We start from the raw sequence: 19,372 nt of genomic DNA, 5'->3' as shown, positions 1-19,372 counted from the left end.
CATGATCGGCCCCCTGCTCGCCCTCATTGGTCGAGAACTGCGCCTCGCGCTACGCCACGGCGCCGACACGCTCGCCGCACTTCTTTTCTTTTTTCTCTGTGGAAGTCTTTTTCCTCTGGCCCTTGGACCATCGCCGGAACTTTTACGGCGCATGGCGCCTGGCATCGTCTGGGTGTGCGCCCTTCTCGCTACTCTCTTGCCGCTCGACAGGCTTTTCGGATCCGAACTTGAGGATGGCTCTCTGGACCAGTTGCTCATGCTCGGCGTTCCTCCTTCGCTCGTTGCCTTGGGCAAGATCATCGCTCACTGGCTGACCACGGGCCTGCCGCTCCTGCTCGCCGCAAGCCCTCTGGCAATCATGCTCGGCATCCATACGGCCGATCTTCTTCCCCTGCTTATGGGCCTCGCGCTTGGAACACCCACACTGTCACTGATCGGGGGCATGGCAGCCGGTATTGTTCTTGGCGCCAGACGAGGAGGCGTCCTGTTACCCCTTCTTATTCTGCCGCTGGCGACGCCTATACTTATTTTCGGCGCAGCAGCAGGTTACGCTGCTCAATTCGGCCTGAGTTATAGTGTCGAGCTGAATCTTTTAGGGGCATTTCTGGCCCTTGCTCTCCCTCTGTGCCCGTTAGCAGCGGCAGCGGGGTTGAAAGCGGCAGCCGACGCCTGAACAGGGTTGGGTTTTCAGTTGCTTCGGGAGCGGGAATTACGCCGTCGACGGACAGTCACATCTTCAGATCACGCCGCGAATCGTCTATAGAAAGTCAGAAATTCCGTTATTTAAGCTCGGCTCATATAGTTAATATAACGTTAACGATGCTTGATTAACGCTTTTTGACGTATAGAAAATTCAGATAGCGTTAATAAATCGTCATTCGTGTTTTATTTCTTTTTGTATTGTATCAATTCTATCTCGATTTCGATAACAGGCGTTTCATTAATGCGGGTTGCCGGAGAATTATGAAACTCTCCATCAGCCGGCATCCTGGTTTCTGTAAAGCGACACCTCGACGCTCGAAGGAACCGATAGCGATGGAAAGCTTGATCAATGTCCAGACCGAATTACTTCCAGCAGAGCAATTCTGAAGATTTCTATGATCCCGCGAACTGGTCGAATGGAACAATTCCCCAGCAGAACACGTGCGACGACACGACACTCTGGGGCTCCGAATGCGATCCGCTCGTTGCGGTCGCGAATGCGGCGGCCTACGGCCAGATCAGCTCTCTGACAGTCGGTCCCTATGCGACGCTCAAGATTACCGCGACAGGCGACAGCAACACTGCCGGAAATGTGTTTGCCGTGCATGCTTTTGAGGTTCTGCGTGGCGGTGAACTGATCATCGACACGCCCGCGAAAGTCGAACTCGGACTATTTACCGAAAACAGCGGCACCGTGACGATCGTCAACAACAATAACAATGTTGTATTTGACGGCAACAGCCTGAATGGCGACGGCACGCTCAACCTGATCAATTCGACACTGGGTTCGGCCAGCCAGCCGCTGAACCTCACGGCGCCCGGTTGCAATTATGGCGGGCTCAATATCTCCCTTCAGGGTGGCAGCACGCTTTACACGGGTTGGTATTCCGCGGGTCAGTCCGTCACGTTCGATCCCACGACCGTCAACACGCTCGTTCTGAACGGATCGCAGGACAACGACACCGCGACGATTTACGGATATTCGGAAAACGCGCACATCGCGATCGATCCCGCCAATGGCCAAACGCCCGTCAGCGCGGCGTTTTCGGCCAACGATGACGGTAGCTACAGCCTGACAGTCACGATGAGCGGTGGTCATACGGTCGTCGTGGGCAGTGTCCACACCGCGGATGGCTTCGTTCCAGGCGACGCGGCGATCGCTGTTGACGCTTCCGGCAATTACTACGTCGATGACAGCAATGCCGCTGGCGCTGGCGTAGATTACAGCACGACGGACGAAGCCCAGTTTCTGGCCGCCGTTGCCGAGCACACCCAGACCGTCGGCGGTGATCCCTCACAATACACGGATGGCACCTATTCCGCTCATAGTGGAATGGCGAACGACCATTTCATCGGCACCGGCACCGCTGAAAACCCGGCGAACTGGTATGACACGTCGAACTGGGACCGGGGGGACATTCCCCAGAACGGTCATTCCTGCTGGCAGGCTTCGATCGAGGGCTGGAACGGCCCGGTCTATGTCGAGGCCTCGCAGGCCACGACCGTGCAGTTCGTCAGCCTTTCGATCATGCAGAATGCCACGCTGCTGGTTAATGCACCGGCTGGCGAGAACCCGGAGAGCTATGTCTTCGCAACGCAGGGCGTGGAAATTCGTGGAAACGGCGCCCTCATCATCGATACGGCAGCGCCTGTCGAACTCGGGGGCGTTTCGGCGATCGATGGCACGCTCACCATCAAAAACAATGACGGCAACGTCATATTCGATCAGTCCAGCATCAACGGCGGCGGCACGCTGAATCTCGACAATGCCACTCTGGGTACGGCCGAACACTCGCTCTCGGTCAATGTGCCGACGCTCAACATGGCCGATAACAGCAAGTTTTATGCGTCCTTCTATGGCACGCCCCACACCGTCAACTTCGATAACTCGATCAACGAAGTCGTCCTCAACGGCAACGAGAGCACGATCGGCACGGCATTCAACAACGTCTCCGCCAACACACGTTTCGCCGTCGACAAAGATTCCGGTCTGACGCTGACGTCCGCCGTCTACTCGCAGAACACGGACGGCTCATATGCGCTGACGATGAAGTTCAGCAATGGTCATACGACGACCATTTCCGACATCCATGCGACGGCCGGCTTCACTCCCGGCGCCACGACGATCTCCAAAGACGTCGATGGAGACTGGATCGTTCTGAACGAAGGTCCCTGCTTCCTTCAGGGAACCCTGATCCACACGGATCACGGCGACGTCGCCGTCGAAGATCTGACAATCGGGGACATGATCTCCGTCGTCGGAGACCATGCAGCGTTCCGCCCCGTCGTCTGGGTCGGCTCGGCGCACGTGATCGTCCAGACCGGCAAATCCGAAGACGCCGCCGGCTATCCGGTCCGGATCGTCCGGAATGCGTTCGGTGAAAACCTTCCGGCACGGGATCTGCTCGTGACCGCCGAGCACTGCATACATGTTGAAGATCGGTTCGTGCCCGTGCGCATGCTGGTGAACGGTTCGAGCATCTTCTACGACCGTTCGATCACCGAGTATCGTTACTTCCACGTCGAAACGGACGTCCATAGCGTCATTCTCGCCGAGGGTCTCGAGACCGAAAGCTACCTCGACACAGGAAATCGCCGTTCCTTCACGTCGGGCCGTGTGGTGTCGCTGTGCTCGCGCAATCTGGACTGGTCGCAGGCCGCGGCCGAACTCGAAACATCGCGGACGTTCGTCGAGCCCATCCACGCGCGCCTCGCCGCACGAGCCACCGACACGCTGGGTCTGACGGTCACAAACGCAACCGACATCACGACGGATGCGCGGATCGAAATCACGACGATGTTCGGCACGCCGCTGCGTCGTGTGCGGGAGCGTGACGGTATGATCGTCGTGTCTCTGCCGGAAGGCGTGAATGCGGTTCGCATCATGTCGCGCGCGTCGCGCCCGTCGGATGTCGTCGGCCCCTTCTGCGATGACCGCCGTATGCTGGGACTGCTCGTTGGCGAAGTGACGCTGTGGGACTCCCACGTCACACGATCCGTCAACACCCATATGGTCGATGCGGAAGCCGACGGATGGCACGGCCTCGATCATCCCTCACTGCGCTGGACCAATGGCGCGGCGACCCTGCTCATCGGCGAGCGCCAGCCTGGCTCCGTCGGCGTTCTGAGCCTTCAGATCGCCCAGTCCGGTCCATATCTGCTTGAAGACGATGCGGAGATGACCAAGGTCGCCTGATTTTCGAGTTCGACGCCGCAAACAGGAAAGGGCGTGCTTCCGGCACGCCCTTTTTTCATGCGCCCTGTCCGAGTATGAATCGTTTTCCCGAAGACGTTTTGCGAACGTCTTTTCAAGCGCCCGTTTCTGCGTAACATTATAACGCTTCTTTTCTGGAACGGGATCGTCACAATGCGACTTTCGCGCCTGCTCAACGGCTGCGCCCTCTTTTCCCTGCTGGCGGCGACAGCACAGGCCGCGCCGGGATATCTGCGCGATCCGAGTATCGCAACAGACACCGTCACCTTCGACGCCGGACAGTCCGTCTGGACCGTGGCCAAAACCGGCGGCGACGCTCGTCGGCTGACAGGCCGAATTGGCACGGACCCGCACCCGATCCTCTCGCCTGACGGCACGCAGATCGCATTTATCGCCGACTTCGACGGTCCGACCGAACTGTATGTGATGCAGACCGCTGGCGGCCCGCCGCGACGCGTCACCTTCGAAAACAGCGTCGTCATGCCTGTCGGATGGGACGCGAAGGCGGGCCTGATCTACCGCACGACACCCAAATCCGGCCCCGGATTCAGTGCCATTCTGGCAAGCGTCAACCCCATAACGCATGAACGCAGGGTCTTCCCGCTCGCCGATGCGAATGATGCCACCCTGAGCGCCGACGGCCAGTGGATCTATTTCGTCCGCTTTGGCACCGCCATGAGCCGGGATCACCTCCGCGCCTATCGCGGCGGCGCCGTATCGCAACTCTGGCGCTACAATCTCCATGACGGCAAGGAAGCGGAGCGCATCGGCCCGCAGGACGTCAATCTGCGACGTCCCATGCTTTGGCACGACCGGCTCATCGTCGTCAGCGATCAGAACGGACGCGACAACCTCTGGAGCTACGCACTCGATGGCACGGATGCGCGTCCGCTCACGCACCATGTCGATTTCGGCGTCCGACAGGCCTCCATTTCCGGCGACGACATCGTCTATCAGCTCGGTGCCGATCTCTACCGTCTCAACCTCGCGGATGGAGCACCCGCCCGCGTGGCCGTCAGCATCGCCTCCGACGATGAAGCCCGGCGACCGCAATGGCTCGACCATCCCTTCCGCTATCTTAACGACACCTCTCTCTCCGCCGATGGCAACACCGTCGCGCTGACCTTTCGCGGTCATGTGATTCTCGCGGGCACGGGCTCGCGTCGCCGCGTGCAGATCGCTGACGATCCAGGTCTGCGGCTGCGCGAAGCCACCGTGAGTCCGGACGGTAAATTCGTCTATGCCTTCAGCGATTCGACGGGCGAATCGGAAATCTGGCGCTTTCCGACGGATGGCAACGGCAAGGGCGAACAGCTCACTCACGGCAATCATAGCGGCCCGACCAGCCTGACCGTATCGCCGGACGGACGCTACATCGCCCATACCGACATGACGGGACGTCTTATGGTCCTGGACGTTCACACGCTTGCGGAGCGTCTGATCGACGACGCCACCAAGGACGGCACGACGAGCTATGCGGAGACCAAATGGTCGGCGGACAGCAAGGCGCTGGCATTTGTCCGCACGCGAGGCGACAGCATCCGACGACAGATCGCGCTCTATAGCTTCGCGACCGGCCAGACGACGTGGCTGACGGACGAGAAATACGAATCCTACGCCCCGAGCTTCAGTCCGGACGGTCACTGGCTCTGGTTCCTCTCCGACCGGAATTTCTCGCTTGCCAATGCTTCGCCCTGGGGTGACCGTAACCTCGGGCCGGTGTTTCCGAAGCGCACGGGGATCTATGCTCTCGCGCTTCAGCCGAAGACGCGTTTTCCCTTCGCCCCGGCGACCGAACTGGACGACGTCAAGCCGGACGCGAAACCGGACCCGAAAGCGAAGCCCGCTGCCATCGTGGTCGAGGGCCTCAAGGATCGCCTTTATGAGGTGCCGGTTCCCGCCGGAGATTTCAGCAATCTCCGCGCATCGAGCGAGTTCCTGTTCGTCCTGGACGGCACGGATGACAGCAATCCGCTGAAGTCGATCCATATCGACAACAAGGAACACAAGGTCGAAACTTTCGCGCCGAAGGTTTCGACCTTTGACGCCACCCCCGATGGCAAGACCCTGCTCGTCGACACGACGCCACGACCAAGCGCGCTGCCCCGGCTGATGCTCCTTCCCGCCGGGGCCAAACAGCCGCCCGACGTCGGACCGGACTCGATCAGGCTCGAAGACCTGCGGCTGCGCGTCGATCCGGGCGCCGAGTGGCGCGACATGTTCGAGGACGCCTGGCGTCTGCATCGTGACCATTTCTACGATCGCAATCTGCGCGGCGTGGACTGGAATGCGGTGCGCACGCGTTATCGTCCCCTGATCGACCGTCTCGCGGACCGTTCGGATCTCGATGATCTGCTCGGGCAGATGATGGGCGAGCTGAACGCGCTGCATTCACAGCTTCGCCCCGCCAATACCGGCCAGCGTCCGTCCGCCGACCTGATCGCTGGTCTCGGAGCGCAGATCGAACGTGAGGATGACGGCTTCCGCATCGAACATATCTATGCCAGCGATCCGGATCTTCCTGACGCCAGCTCCCCGCTGCGCAAACCCGATGTCGACGCACGCGAAGGCGATCTGATCATCGCCGTGAACGGCCAGAACGTGGTCGGCGCGCCCGATCTCTCATCCGCCCTGGCCGATCAGGCCGGACGTCAGGTTCTCCTGACCCTGCGACGGAACGGGCAGAATCATCGGGTGGTCGTGCTTGCGACCAGCCATAAACGTGAGGCAGCCCTGCAATATGGTGACTGGGAACGGGGCCGCGCCGCCTTCGTCGACAGGGCCAGCAAGGGCCGCATCGGCTATGTCCATCTGCGCGCCATGGGGGGCGAAGATATCGAGGCTTTCACGCGCGAGTTCTATGCCAATCTGGACAAGGACGCGATCGTCATCGATGTGCGCCGCAACATGGGCGGCAATATCGATTCCTGGGTCCTGTCCAGCCTGATGCGCAAAGCCTGGATGTTCTGGGCACGCTATGACAACGCACCCAGCGTGAACATGCAGCAGGCCTTCCGCGGCCACCTCGTCGTGCTGTGCGACGAGTTCACCTATTCGGACGGAGAGACTTTCTCGCAGGGCATCAAATCCCTGAAGATCGCGCCGCTCGTCGGCATGCGCACCGCTGGCGCCGGGGTGTGGCTGTCCGATGGCGATCGCCTGATCGACCAGGGCACGGCGCGAACGGCGGAAAATCCGTATTTCGACATGAGCGGCCACTGGCTGGTCGAAAACCACGGTGTCGAACCGGATGTGGTCGTGGAAAACATGCCGCACGCGACGTTCGAAGGCGAAGACCAGCAGCTTTCCAAGGCGCTGGACGTCCTGAACGACGCACTCTCCAGAGCGCCTGTCACCGCCCTCAAGCCCGAAGCTTTCGCGCCGCCGGTTCCCGCGCCGAGCCACTGATCGTCCCCGGATGTGCCCCGCCCCATGAAAGAACGAGGCGCATCCGGTCTGAAATTTTCGAGACGCTGGCCTCGACCTTTACGAAGCACGACATCTTTCGCCACCTTTTCTTCATGGAAGACGGGAACCCGCTGAGTCGAAGCCAAACGAGACATGCACATGGGATGCCTCGCCTCATCCCGTCATGGCTTCTCTCACGCCTCCCCCTGCCGCATTCATGTCGCTTGTTGGGTAACCGCGAAGACGCCTCGGAAAAAGCCAGGGGTGGGTCGCTTTGGAAAATGAGACTGCCGGGATGAGGATAAAGCGACGTGGACGTATTGAGCCCAATGGCTCGTGCGGCCGGATGGGCATGCCCTCCCTCGTCACGGATGAGCGGAAGACCCGGCGAGAAGATGGGGTGGAAATCGTCGCGTTCGCGATCAGTAGAGCAGATGAGCCTCCCGCAAGGTCTCAAATCGTCTCAAATCTCCTTGCCAGCTCGCGATGATGTCCGGCAGGCTGGCATTCCGATCCAGCATGGTTCGCAGGTTCCGCTGACCGGACAGGATATCGAAGGTCTTCCCCCCACTTCGCCAGAAATCCGGCTGCTGGCGACCGGGAGCGGAGCGGAGCAGCGCAAAACCGGTCAGGACCGCGTCGAACCGCGTGCGATCGGTCAGGACGAGTTGCAGGCCGTGACAGAGCCGTTTCGCAAAGGCGTCGGACCCCGGCGTGAACCAGCATTCCCGAAAGAGGCAGCCCGGGAGGTTCATGGCCATGACGCGTTCGGCCCACGGCCGGTCCTCCGGCGTGTCCGGCATGCCAAGCGTGAGGAAGGGCGCTGCCGTGCCGCGCCCGACGGAGAGGCCGGTGCCTTCGAACAGGCAGGTTCCGGGATAGGCGAGCGCGGTTTCCACCGTGGGCATGTTGGGGCTGGGGGGCACCCATGGCAGGCCCGTCTCGTCGTAATAGAGATCGCGTGTCCAGCCGCGCATGGGAATGACACTGAGGCGGGCGGCGCGTCCTGCCATCCGCGGGATGAAGGCGGTGTTGAACAGCCGCGCGAGTTCTCCGATCGTCATGCCATGCCGCAGGGCGATGGGTGCACGGCCAACGAAAGACGAGAGTGCGGGATCGAGGACCGGGCCGGACGCCGGACGCCCCGAAATCGGGTTGGGGCGGTCGAGCACCAGGATTTCAATCCCGGTGCGGGCACAGGCCGCCATGCTGTCGAAGAGAGTCCAGATATACGTATAGAAACGCGCGCCGACATCCTGGATATCGAACACCATGAGATCGACGCCCGATGCCCGGAACACTGCATCGAGAGCGGGACCGTTGATGGTATAGATATCGTAGACCGAAATTCCGGTGCGCGGGTCGGTGGAGCGCTTCTCGGAAAATCCCGCCTGTGCGGTGCCACGGAAACCATGCTCCGGGCCGAAAATGGCTGTGAGCCGGACGTTTGGCGTGGCGTGCAGGACGTCGGCGATGTGACGCAGGCGCTCGTCAACACTGGTGGGATTGGCGATCAATCCCAGTTTTCGTCCGCGGAGGGCCTGATATCCGGCGTCCCGCATGACCGTGAAACCGGTTTTGACGGGCTCATGGGGGCGGCAGGAGGATGCGGCCTGTGCGCGTCGGTTGACGGTCGCCGCGCCAAGCGCAGCCGCGCCCATCATGAAATTCCGTCGTCCCGCGCCCATGATCAAGAATCCCCTGTGTTATTCGGACAGTCGCATCGGATTGCGTGGCAGAGCGGCAGGTTTGTCAATCTGTGACGGCGGCGGAACAAGCACCTCTGCTTCGTGTGATTTTGTCTTCCGGACAGAGGAGGCTTTCACGGAGACAGCGAAAATGCTAACGGGCAAGCCGATATGAAGCGCCCGCTGATTGCCGTGCTGAACGGCCCCAACCTCAACATGCTCGGATTGCGCCAGCCGGAGATCTACGGACGGGCGACGCTCGACGATGTCGAACAGGTCTGCATCCAGGCCGCCGAACGCCTGGACATCGCCATCGACTTCCGTCAGACGAACATCGAAGGCGAGCTGGTCTCCTGGATTCAGGAGTGCCGGGGCCGTGCGCGCGGCATCATCATCAACCCTGCGGCCTATGGTCACACATCGGTGGCGCTGCTCGACGCGCTGCTGTCCGTGGGACTGCCGACAGTGGAAGTGCACATTTCGAATATCCACCGTCGCGAGAGTTTCCGCCACCACACCTATACGTCGCAGGCCGCCATCGGCGTGATCTGCGGCCTGGGCGTGCGCGGCTACGGTCTGGCGGTTCAAGCCCTTTACGACATGATTGAAGACGAGGACGAACGATGAGCCCTATGCTCGTGGACGCGGATGCCATCCGGGCATTGGCTGACATCCTGACCGAAACCGGACTGACTGAAATCGAAGTGGCGGAAGGCGACAGCCGGATCCGTGTCGCTCGCGGCGGGACTGTCACCCAGGTTGCGGCGACCCCGTTCGCGGCGGCCCCGGCGGCGGTCCCCGTGGCGGCCGCGGCCGATGTCGCGAACCATCCCGGCACGGTGACCAGCCCCATGGTGGGCGTGGCCTATCTCACGCCGGATCCGTCTTCGGCGCCGTTCGTGACGGAAGGCCAGTCGGTCGCTGCCGGTCAGACCATCATGCTGATCGAAGCCATGAAAACGTTCAACCAGATCAAGGCTCCGCGTGCCGGCAAAGTGGTGCGGATTCTCATCGCCAGCGGCGATCCGGTAGAATATGGCGAGCCGCTCGCCATTATCGAGTAAGGCCCGAAAGCCAGTATGTTTTCAAAAATTCTCATCGCCAATCGCGGCGAAATTGCATTGCGTATCCAGCGTGCCTGTCGTGAGCTTGGCATCGCCACGGTCGCGGTTCACTCGACGGCCGATGCCGACGCCATGCATGTCCGGCTTGCCGATGAGGCCGTCTGCATCGGGCCGCCAGCATCGCGCGACTCCTACCTCAATGTCGCGGCCATCATGGCGGCGGCCACGATCACGGGTGCAGACGCCATTCATCCGGGTTACGGCTTCCTGTCGGAAAACGCCGATTTCGCGGAAACGGTGGAGGACCACGGACTGGTCTTCATCGGGCCGACCGCGCAGCACATCCGCATGATGGGCGACAAGATCACCGCGAAGACGACGATGATGGCGCTCGGCGTGCCCCTCGTGCCGGGTTCCGACGGTGCGCTGAAATCCGTCGATGAGGCGCGCGTCGTGGCCGACAAAGTGGGTTACCCGGTGCTCATCAAGGCCGCGGCGGGCGGCGGCGGGCGCGGCATGAAGGTCGCCCAGACCGCCGACGATCTCGAAGAAGCCTGGAGCGTCGCGCGGACTGAAGCCCGGGCGGCCTTCGGTAATGACGAGGTCTATCTCGAGAAATATCTCGACAAGCCGCGTCATATCGAACTCCAGATTCTCGCCGACGGACAGGGAGATGTCGTGCATTTCGGCGAGCGGGACTGCTCGCTCCAGCGTCGACACCAGAAGCTTCTCGAAGAGGCGGGTTCACCCGCGCTGACGGCGGCGGAACGCGACGCGATCGGTGAGACGGCGACCTCCGCGCTCAAGAAGATGGGCTATCGGAATGCCGGGACGCTCGAGTTCCTGTACCAGGACGGCCAGTTCTGCTTCATCGAGATGAATACGCGACTTCAGGTCGAGCATCCGGTGACGGAAATGGTCTGTGACGTCGATCTCGTCCGCGAACAGATCCGTGTCGCCGCAGGCCAGCCGCTGGGCTACAAGCAGTCCGATATCCGCTTCAGCGGTCATGCGATCGAGTGTCGCATCAATGCGGAAGATCCCGAAACATTCATGCCAAATCCCGGACGGATCACGGTGTTCCATCCGCCGGGCGGTCTTGGCGTGCGTATCGATAGCGCGATTTATGCGGGCTACAAGGTTCCGCCCTATTACGACAGCATGATCGCCAAACTGATCGTGCATGCGCCCACGCGCGCGGAAGCCATTGCCCGCATGCAGCGCGCGCTGGACGAGTGCGTCGTTGAAGGCGTGAAAACGGTCATTCCGCTTCACCGCAAAATTCTCGCCGATCCTCAGTTCCAGCGTGGCGACTATACGATTCACTGGCTGGAGCGCTTCGTCGAGTCGCAGAAGGGCTAGGTCATGCCGATCGTCGTCGAGACGCTGACCATACAGTGCCGGGCGGGAACCATCCCGTCCGTGCTGGCCGTGCTCGAGCCGTTCGTGCGGGAAACGGATGCGGGATGCTGGGTCGCCGAAATCGGCCTCCTGAACAGGATCATCGTGATGCGTGTGGCGGCCAACGGCGAGAGGGAGGCGTTTCAACCGCCCGCCCTCCCCTGGCCGGAAGAGGCTGTCGTCGAGGTGGAGCAGGATCTGTGGCGCGTCGTCGGTGACGCTATCCTGTCCCCCGGCGACTATGGACCGGTCTACGAATTCCGTTGCTACGACATCTTCAAGGATGACGTGAGCGAGGTCGAACGTCTCTTCCGGGATGCCTTGCCGAAGCGCCTCCCCTACTCGCCGCTTCTGACGGCGATGGTTGCGCTGGATGACAGCGCGCGTTTCTGTCACGTCTGGCCTTACCGCAGTCTCGAAGAACGGGCGTCGCTACGCCGGGAGGCGGTCGCGGCCGCATTATGGCCTCCGAAGGGAATGGCTACCCTCCTGGAGACCATGCGCAGCGAAATCTACCTGCCCGCGTCCTTTTCGGCCTATCTCTGACCCTCCCCCCCAAAGACGCTTTGCATGCGCCTGAGCAAGGCGGCCTTGCCGAAGAACATGTTGTCGAGCACTTTCTCCGTCGTGGACGGCGATCGTGTGTCGAGAGTTGCGCCATGCTCTCTCCCGCGTTGGCCTCAACGACGGGCAGGCGGGCTTTCCTCGGTCCTGAGCCGGGATTATGACTGCAAGCTTCTCGATCAGAAGGCCCGATCCGATGTCGCTCCCGCAGTCCGTCGCCACCACGGCAAGCCACAACGCCGATCGTGCGTTCATGCGCGACTTCCTCGATCGCTCGGCATCCGCCATGACCGCTTTCGCGCAGGACACCGCGCTGTTCGAGCAGATGATCGAACTGGGAGACGTCATTGCCGCCTCTCTTCGTGGCGGCGGCAAGCTGCTCGTGGCGGGCAATGGCGGGAGTGCCGCCGATGCCCAGCATATTTCGGGCGAGTTCACCGCGCGCCTCATGTATGACCGTCGGCCCTTGGCGGCCATCGCGCTGACAACCGATTCGTCGAGCATGACCGCCATCAGCAACGATTACGGGTACGATCACGTCTTCGCCCGTCAGATCGGCGCGCTCGGTCGCCCCGACGATGTCTTCCTCGGCATCACCACGTCGGGCCGCTCGCCCAATATCCTGCGCGCTTTCGAGGAAGCGCGCAGGCAGAGCGTCACGAGCATTGCGTTCTGCGGCGCGGAAACCGGCGCGATCGAACATGTGGATCACGTCTTCCGCGCGCCTTCGGATTGGACGCCTGTCATTCAGCAGATCCACATCACAGCCGCGCATATCGTCTGCGGTCTCGTGGAACGCCAGCTCTGCCCGCGCGGTTGAACGTTCTTCATCAAACGCGGCATTGCAGGGCGACGCGACTTCCCGCACAAGCGCAGATATGGATGTCGCATCTTCTCCCGCCGATCGCGCCGTTGCCCACGGAGCCGCCGAAAGCGGCCTGACTCCCACAGACCGCGAAATACCGCGCCTGACCCGACTCGTCGCGCGCGCGCTCGCTCCCGGCGCGGACCAGATCCCCGTCCACGAATTCGAACGCTGCCTCTGTGACGTGCGGCGTAAGGAATGGGCGTCACAGCTCATGAACCTGGCGCGCCGCGCGGGCGAGCAGTGGATCACCAAACCCGATATTCTCGAAGCCGTGGCGCGCATGCACGATCCACGCGCCACAGCCGAGGCCCTGCGGCAGGTGCTCGACGGCGTCGTCGCGGAACGGCTGCGGGAAACGGCTCACACGCCGCGCGCGGTCATGGAGTCGATCCAGGCCGACATGAACGATGCGGGCACGTTTCTGTCCGGCGGCCAGATCGACCGCCTCGCCCAGACCATCGCCAGCGCGTTCGGCATCGAAGACGTTTCTTTCGAAGATGAAATCCTCGCCGCCGAGCGCGCGCGCCGCGAGGAAGACGCGCGGATCGAGGCCCGGGCCGAGGCGCGCCGCGCGCGTGAGAACGAACGTCTGCGCGCATGGGAGGAAAGTCTCGTTTCGTTCAACGAGATTCCCGCCATTCTGCATTGCAGTCCGCGCGAAGTTCTGCGCTGGATCGCGGAAAATCGCATTCCTGTCGCCCGGCGCGTTCCGCAGGATGACGGCACCGAACATTTCCTGTTCGACCCCGAAGCTCTCGTCAGGCTGCGCCGGAATCTCTCGGAGTGGCGGGGACGCGAAAGCGGGCTTGCGGATGAAAATGCGCCGCTCGCAGGGCGCAAGGTTGGCAACGCGATCATCGCGCGCGTGGCGGCGCTCGATCGTTACGCCGCCCATTTCCGGACCGCGCGGGCGCTGCAACGGCGCATCACGCTCGTCACCGGCCCCACCAACAGCGGCAAGTCCTATACGGCCCTTAACGCGCTCGCCGGCGCCGAATCCGGTCTGGCGCTCGCGCCGCTGCGTCTGCTGGCGCACGAATTCCGCGAAGCTCTGCTCTCGCGCGGCGTCCCGGCGTCCCTGTCCACCGGCGAAGAGCGGATTGTCATGCCGGGTGCGCGCCATCTGGCCGCGACCGTCGAAATGTGCCCGTTCCACAATCCGGTGGACGTCGCGATCATCGACGAAGCGCAGATGCTCTGCGACACCGATCGCGGCGCGGCCTGGACGGCCGCCATCATGGGCGCGCCCGCTCGTCATCTCTATGTTCTCGGCGCGCCCGACTGCATTCCGATGGTGCGACGGATCGCCGAACTCTGCGACGATCCGCTCGACGAAATCCACCTTGAGCGTAAAAGCCCTCTCCGTGCGGCAGAACTGCCGGTGCGCCTCAGCGAACTGACGCAGGGTGACGCCGTTATCGCGTTTTCCCGCCGGGAAGTGCTCGATCTTCGCGCCGAGCTTCTGGCGCGCGGTCGTCGCGTCGCGGTCGTCTACGGGGCGCTCAGCCCGGAAGTCCGCCGCGCCGAAGCCGCGCGGTTCAATGACGGAGATGCCGACGTCCTCGTGGCCACCGACGCCATCGGCATGGGTCTCAACCTGTCCATCAAGCGTATTGTTTTCAGCGCGCTTCGCAAATTCGACGGCAGGCAGACACGCGACCTGACGACCCAGGAGATCAAGCAGATCGGCGGCCGGGCGGGACGCTACGGCAAACATGAAGACGGCGTCGTCGCCGTTCTCTCGGACGCGGGCAGCCCCACCTATATCCGCAAGAAACTGGCCGCCCCTCCCGAGCCGCTCGCCGAGTTGCGTCCCTTCGTACAGCCGGACGCGGACATCGTCCGGGCCGTGGCCAATGAAATCGAGTCGGACAGTCTGTATGGCGTGCTGGCCCGGATCAAGCGGGCCGTCCTGCGCGCCGACGATCCCAATTATCGACTCGCCGACATGGAGCAGGCGAGTGAGATCGCCTCCGCGCTCGAAGGAATCGAAGGCCTCGATCTCACCCAGCGCTGGAACTACGCCATGTGCCCGGTGGATGAGCGCGATAACGGGATCATCCGCCTGACACGATGGGCGAGCGACCATGCGGCAGGCCGCCCCGTTCCGCCGCCCGGAACAGGCCGACTGCCACAGCCCGTTCACGCGGACCGGGAAGAACTGGAGCGTGCCGAAAAACGCCATAAGCGACTGGTCGCGTGGCGCTGGCTGTCGCTTCGATTTCCCGAAGCCTATCCGGATCGTGAGATGGCCGAGACGAACACGGTCATCCTCAATGACTGGATCGAAGCCGTCCTGCGGCAGCAGAGTCGCGTCCGCGAAAACGAACGCAAAACACAGGGCCACAAAGGCCCAAGACGGGATGTGGAGCGCAGTGGAGCGCGGCGGACAGGCCCGAGCGCCGCGCCTTCACGCGCCCATGCGAAGCGCCGCCGTCCGTCATAACGCCGCCGCCGGACGCCTTGCCCGACCGGGCCGCTAGAGCGGGCGAATCGCAGCAGGCGTCATTTGTAATGTTTTTGTCGAAAAAAATTCTTCCATTCTTCATTCAAACAGCGTTAGCGTGACCTTGCGGCAACCGAACCGCACCAAGTCTTCTTCCGGTAATCACCGAAGATAGACGAAGTAAAGTTCGGCCAACGCTCAATAGTGCGCTGCGGCGCCATGTGAAGAAGGAAGACCGATCATGTCATCTGGTATTTCCGTAAGCACATTCTCTCGCAAACCTATTGGCTATAGCCGGGTTGCCCATGTCATCGTGGATCACCGGGGGGTCGACCCTCCGTAAGGACGGAATCGATATTGGTGTCCGATGGTCTGATCGTCTGAGTGCCATCAGTCGAGCCTTCGGACACCGCCCCTTCCGGTCCGGGAATGATTGACCTATCAAACGCTTTCCGCGACCCATTTTTCCCGTTTAGTCGATTTTCCAATTCCGGGATTCATGCAGTTGCATGGGTCGAGCATCCGGAAATGTTCGAGCATATCTTTCGGCGCTTCGTATAGATGCCCGAAATTATGTTCCGCCGGATATCGGGCGCCCCTCCTGTCGAGATAAGGCAACATTTCTTCCTCGACATCCGAAGCGTTGAAGCCTTTTTTCACCACATAATCCTGATGCATCACGTGGCAGAAAAAATGCCCGTAATAGAGCTTCACGATCAGTTTTGAATCGATCTCCGGCGTAAGACGCTCGAACCAGTCGTCGTCATTGCGTCGCAAGGCCACGTCGAGCGCGACAATGTCCTCGGCCTGTTTCGCATGCACCGCGCGATAGCGGATCGCGGCCCCGGCGGCTGCGAAACGATGCAGGAACGCCAGCTTTCCTTCCTCCGGCGTGCACTCGAAAAAAGAACCGCTGGCCCTGCCGAAATAGCCTGAAAGATAATCCCGCACCGGGGCCGCCATGCGCGTCGAGACCTTGATCATCAGATGATGCTCGTAGCGGTCACGATAATCCGTCATGCGACGTGGTAACTGACGCGGCAGAAAACGACTGATCCCCTGCAAAACCAGGTCGGCCAGATGCAAAGGCAGAAAGCGCAGACGTCTCGTCAACGCGTCGGCTCGCGACTTTGCCGAGAACATCAGGGGCATCCAGCGTGTTCCGAGATAACGGATCACCGCGAATGTGTCCTTGCCATATTTTTCGGCAATATCGAACGCGTCGCGATGCATGTACTCGCCCGCGATCGGCAACTCTTCAAACCGCGTCAGAACGTGGCGGCGAATCGCCTGCAGTTCCGCCGGATCATTGGTGCCGACGTAAAATACCGCCGGATCTTTTTCGATCGGAAACGTATCGAGCCGGACAGCAAAGACCACAAGTTTACCCGCGCATCCCGAGGCCTCGTACCATCGGCTCGGATCGGCATTGAAGCGGGCTGGAGTATCCGCATCGACATCACGCACGTGAGCCGCGTAACTCTCGTCATGTCCAAGACCGGCATCCCAGGCGACGTCACGCTCGTCAAAGCGGCCCGCCTCGAGACGCCTCAGGACCACCTCCGGCTCGTCCCCCAGCGCGATGCCCAGATGGTTGACCAGCCGCAGCGTGCCGTCGGCGCCGATCTGCCCGAACAAGGCCATCTGAGTGAAGGCCGGACCGCGCTGGAGCAGCGCACCGCCCGAATTGTTGCTGATGCCCCCAAGGACCGATGCGCCGATGCAGGAGGAGCCGATCACCGAATGCGGCTCGCGCCCGATCGGACGAAGATTTTCTTCGAGATCATGCAATGTCGCGCCGGGCAGGCAAACCACCTGCTTACCACCGCCCAGTTGCTGGAAGCCGCGCAGGCGGGTCGTACTGATCAGCACGACGCCACGGTCATAACTGTCTCCATCGGGCGTCGAACCGCCGGTGAGGCCGGTATTGGCTGCTTGCATGATGATGATCTTGCCCGCCGTGACGCATGCCTGCGCCACACGCCAGAGTTCGACCAGCGAGCCCGGCCTCACGACGGCCAGCACACGCCCTTCGCCGAAACGGAAGCCCCGGCGGAACCGGTAGGTCGCGTTCCGCGACGTCAGGACATGGCGTCGACCTGACACAGCCCGCAGCGTTTTCAGCAACGCCTCGTCGAGACTGCTTTCGTCCAGATGGCTCATCCCGGTCTTCCGTTCCATCAATTCAGCGGTGAGAATAGGCGCACGCAACCGCTGCGCGCACGCTCGCAGCGATCACAAACCCCACCTTACGGGTCGTCCGGATCCGCCGCGAGCAGATCTTCGTCCTGCCGCGCGAGGTCCGCATCATGAGCGTCCGGCGATGTCGCGATAACTCGATCCCAGTCCGCGCGCGCGGCCGAAAGATCCCCCGAACGCATATGGAGGATACCGCGCTCGAGCAGGGCCCCGCTGTCGTCGGGCGCGATCAGCAGGGCCGCCGCGATATCATTGAAGCCGCTCTTGAGATTTCCCAGATGACGCTGATCCGACGCCCTCAGGATATAGGCGTCGACGACGTCTTCCGACTCTCCGTCCTGCGGCGGCAGGTCCGCAAGCGTGGCGATACTGGCGGCATAATCATTCTGCATGGCCTGGGCGCGCGCCAGAAGCACCTCGCAGATCAGACAACGCGGCTGCCAGCGCAGGGCTTCCCTTGCGGATTTCAGGCCCGACGAAGCGTTCCCGGCCTGAAGCCAGGCCCGGGCCGCCTGCGCGGCATAGCTCGCAGCCCTGGCCGCCTGTCCGGCGGGCGCTTGCACGGAATGCCCTTGTCCGGCCGCCAGCGCGAGCGCGTCGAACCGCGCCGCGGCGCCCTTGATATCGCCGGTTTCCATCTGGGCCAGAGCCGCGCATTCGCCCGCCTCGAGGCCGCCGCCCCGGCGCTCCCATTGAAGGGCCTCGGCCAGTGTTCCAGCCGGATTGTCGGCCAGACGCACAAGACAGGACGCGAGCGCCGGGGACTGGTTTCCAGCGGCCGCCGATGCCTGGGAAACCGGTCCTGCGCCGAGCAGCATGCCCAAAACTGTGCATAATGTGCGCTTCATGGTGATGTGATTGGCCGCCACATGTCTTTTGGTCAAGAACACACGATGATCATGTCACGGAAACTGGTCGTTTTTGGCCTCGGATACAGCGCATACGCCACAGCTCAGCATCTATCCGATGCGGGATGGACAGTTTTCGGCACACGCCGCATCGCTGAACATCGCCACGCATCCATCCATGAAATCGCTTTCGACGATGCGGAATCCTGTCTGAAGGATGCCACCCATCTGCTGGTCTCGGTGCCTCCCGGGGCCGACGGTGATCCGGCCTTGGGGGCCTATGCCGACGCGATCCGACGCGCGCCGACGCTCAAATGGATCGGCTATTTTTCGACGACGGGGGTTTACGGCGACCACCAGGGCGCCCGCGTCGATGAGACCACGCCGCCGGCCCCCACCCAGCCCCGCAGCATCCTGCGCCTCGAGGCCGAGCGGGCATGGGCATCTCTCGCCGCGAAGCGGCGCATTGCATGCGATGTCATCCGGCTGGGCGGAATTTACGGTCCCGGACGCTCGGCCTTCGACACCCTGCGCGCTGGCACGGCCCGGGCCATCGTCGCGCCCGCTCATCGTTTCAGCCGCATTCATGTCACGGACATTGCACAAGGCGTGGCCGCGGCCATCGCCACATCGGATGGCGGCGCACGCATTTTCAACTTCGTCGACGACACGCCCGCGCCCCAGTCCGACGTCATTTTCGAAGCCGCGCGTCTCCTGGGCATCGAGGCGCCCAAGCCGGTTCCTCTTGCACAGGCGTGGGCCGACATGTCACCCATGGCGCGTAGTTTCTGGAGTGAGCGACGGATCGTCGACAGCCGCGGCACGTCATCCGTCCTGGGCAGGCCGTGGTGCTATCCGAGCTACCGCGAAGGGCTGCGCGCCATTCTGGATGAGGAAACGGCCGGGAGACAGGATGGATCGGTCAGGACGGACCGTCTGTAAAATATCCGCCATATCGGAGAACAAACCC

The 19,372-nt window shown here is 62.1% G+C and carries 13 protein-coding genes; 10 read left to right on the top strand and 3 right to left on the bottom strand.

All coding sequences use genetic code 11. The features are described from left to right. Position 1: 1 nt before the first annotated feature. The 3 genes from ccmB (at position 2) to PWM43_RS03635 (ending at position 7,324) form a co-directional block, all read left to right on the top strand. Positions 2 to 673, top strand: coding sequence for a heme exporter protein CcmB (gene ccmB, locus PWM43_RS03645; protein WP_289841721.1), 672 nt, complete (start codon positions 2 to 4; stop codon positions 671 to 673). 378 nt (positions 674 to 1,051) lie between these two features. Then, positions 1,052 to 3,898 carry a Hint domain-containing protein gene (locus tag PWM43_RS03640; protein WP_289841229.1) on the top strand — a complete coding sequence of 949 codons (2,847 nt, stop codon included), beginning with the start codon at positions 1,052 to 1,054 and terminating at the stop codon, positions 3,896 to 3,898. Between the two features lie 171 nt (positions 3,899 to 4,069). Next, positions 4,070 to 7,324, top strand: a complete 3,255-nt coding sequence (locus tag PWM43_RS03635; protein WP_289841228.1) for a S41 family peptidase — start codon at positions 4,070 to 4,072, stop codon at positions 7,322 to 7,324. A 422-nt stretch (positions 7,325 to 7,746) separates the two neighbouring features. Here PWM43_RS03635 and PWM43_RS03630 read toward each other — a convergent pair whose 3' ends face one another. Continuing rightward, entirely contained in the window at positions 7,747 to 8,988 is a 1,242-nt protein-coding gene (locus tag PWM43_RS03630) for an exo-beta-N-acetylmuramidase NamZ family protein (protein WP_289841227.1), read from the bottom strand. A gap of 195 nt (positions 8,989 to 9,183) precedes the next feature. On the opposite strand from PWM43_RS03630, the gene aroQ reads away from it, so the two are divergent. From aroQ to PWM43_RS03600, 6 genes are all read left to right on the top strand, one after another. Continuing rightward, on the top strand, positions 9,184 to 9,639 hold the full coding sequence (aroQ, locus tag PWM43_RS03625; RefSeq protein ID WP_289841226.1) for a type II 3-dehydroquinate dehydratase: 456 nt from the start codon (positions 9,184 to 9,186) through the stop codon (positions 9,637 to 9,639). Further along, on the top strand, positions 9,636 to 10,076 hold the full coding sequence (locus PWM43_RS03620; protein WP_289841225.1) for an acetyl-CoA carboxylase biotin carboxyl carrier protein: 441 nt from the start codon (positions 9,636 to 9,638) through the stop codon (positions 10,074 to 10,076). Before aroQ ends, PWM43_RS03620 begins: the two co-directional genes overlap by 4 nt. Positions 10,077 to 10,091: 15 nt before the next feature. Then, complete coding sequence (gene accC / locus PWM43_RS03615) at positions 10,092 to 11,438, top strand: acetyl-CoA carboxylase biotin carboxylase subunit (protein WP_289841224.1); 1,347 nt, start codon at positions 10,092 to 10,094, stop codon at positions 11,436 to 11,438. Positions 11,439 to 11,441: 3 nt separating this feature from the next. Further along, entirely contained in the window at positions 11,442 to 12,023 is a 582-nt protein-coding gene (locus PWM43_RS03610; protein ID WP_289841223.1) for an NIPSNAP family protein, read from the top strand. Between the two features lie 214 nt (positions 12,024 to 12,237). Beyond that, positions 12,238 to 12,861, top strand: a complete 624-nt coding sequence (locus tag PWM43_RS03605; protein ID WP_289843573.1) for a D-sedoheptulose 7-phosphate isomerase — start codon at positions 12,238 to 12,240, stop codon at positions 12,859 to 12,861. Between the two features lie 58 nt (positions 12,862 to 12,919). Then, on the top strand, positions 12,920 to 15,355 hold the full coding sequence (locus PWM43_RS03600; protein ID WP_289841222.1) for a helicase-related protein: 2,436 nt from the start codon (positions 12,920 to 12,922) through the stop codon (positions 15,353 to 15,355). Positions 15,356 to 15,796: 441 nt separating this feature from the next. Here the strand turns inward: PWM43_RS03600 and dld are convergent, their stop codons facing one another. Both dld and PWM43_RS03590 read right to left on the bottom strand, forming a co-directional pair. Next, complete coding sequence (gene dld, locus PWM43_RS03595) at positions 15,797 to 17,518, bottom strand: D-lactate dehydrogenase (protein WP_289841221.1); 1,722 nt, start codon at positions 17,516 to 17,518, stop codon at positions 15,797 to 15,799. 86 nt (positions 17,519 to 17,604) lie between these two features. Next, positions 17,605 to 18,438, bottom strand: a complete 834-nt coding sequence (locus tag PWM43_RS03590; RefSeq protein WP_289841220.1) for a tetratricopeptide repeat protein — start codon at positions 18,436 to 18,438, stop codon at positions 17,605 to 17,607. Between the two features lie 15 nt (positions 18,439 to 18,453). On the opposite strand from PWM43_RS03590, the gene PWM43_RS03585 reads away from it, so the two are divergent. Beyond that, a complete protein-coding gene (locus PWM43_RS03585) occupies positions 18,454 to 19,344 on the top strand; it encodes an SDR family oxidoreductase (protein ID WP_289841219.1) in 891 nt (296 codons plus the stop codon). Positions 19,345 to 19,372 lie beyond the last annotated feature (28 nt).

The organism is Brytella acorum (genome assembly GCF_029309905.1).
Classification (GTDB): domain Bacteria; phylum Pseudomonadota; class Alphaproteobacteria; order Acetobacterales; family Acetobacteraceae; genus Brytella; species Brytella acorum.
This window is presented reverse-complemented; position numbering and strand designations above follow the sequence as displayed.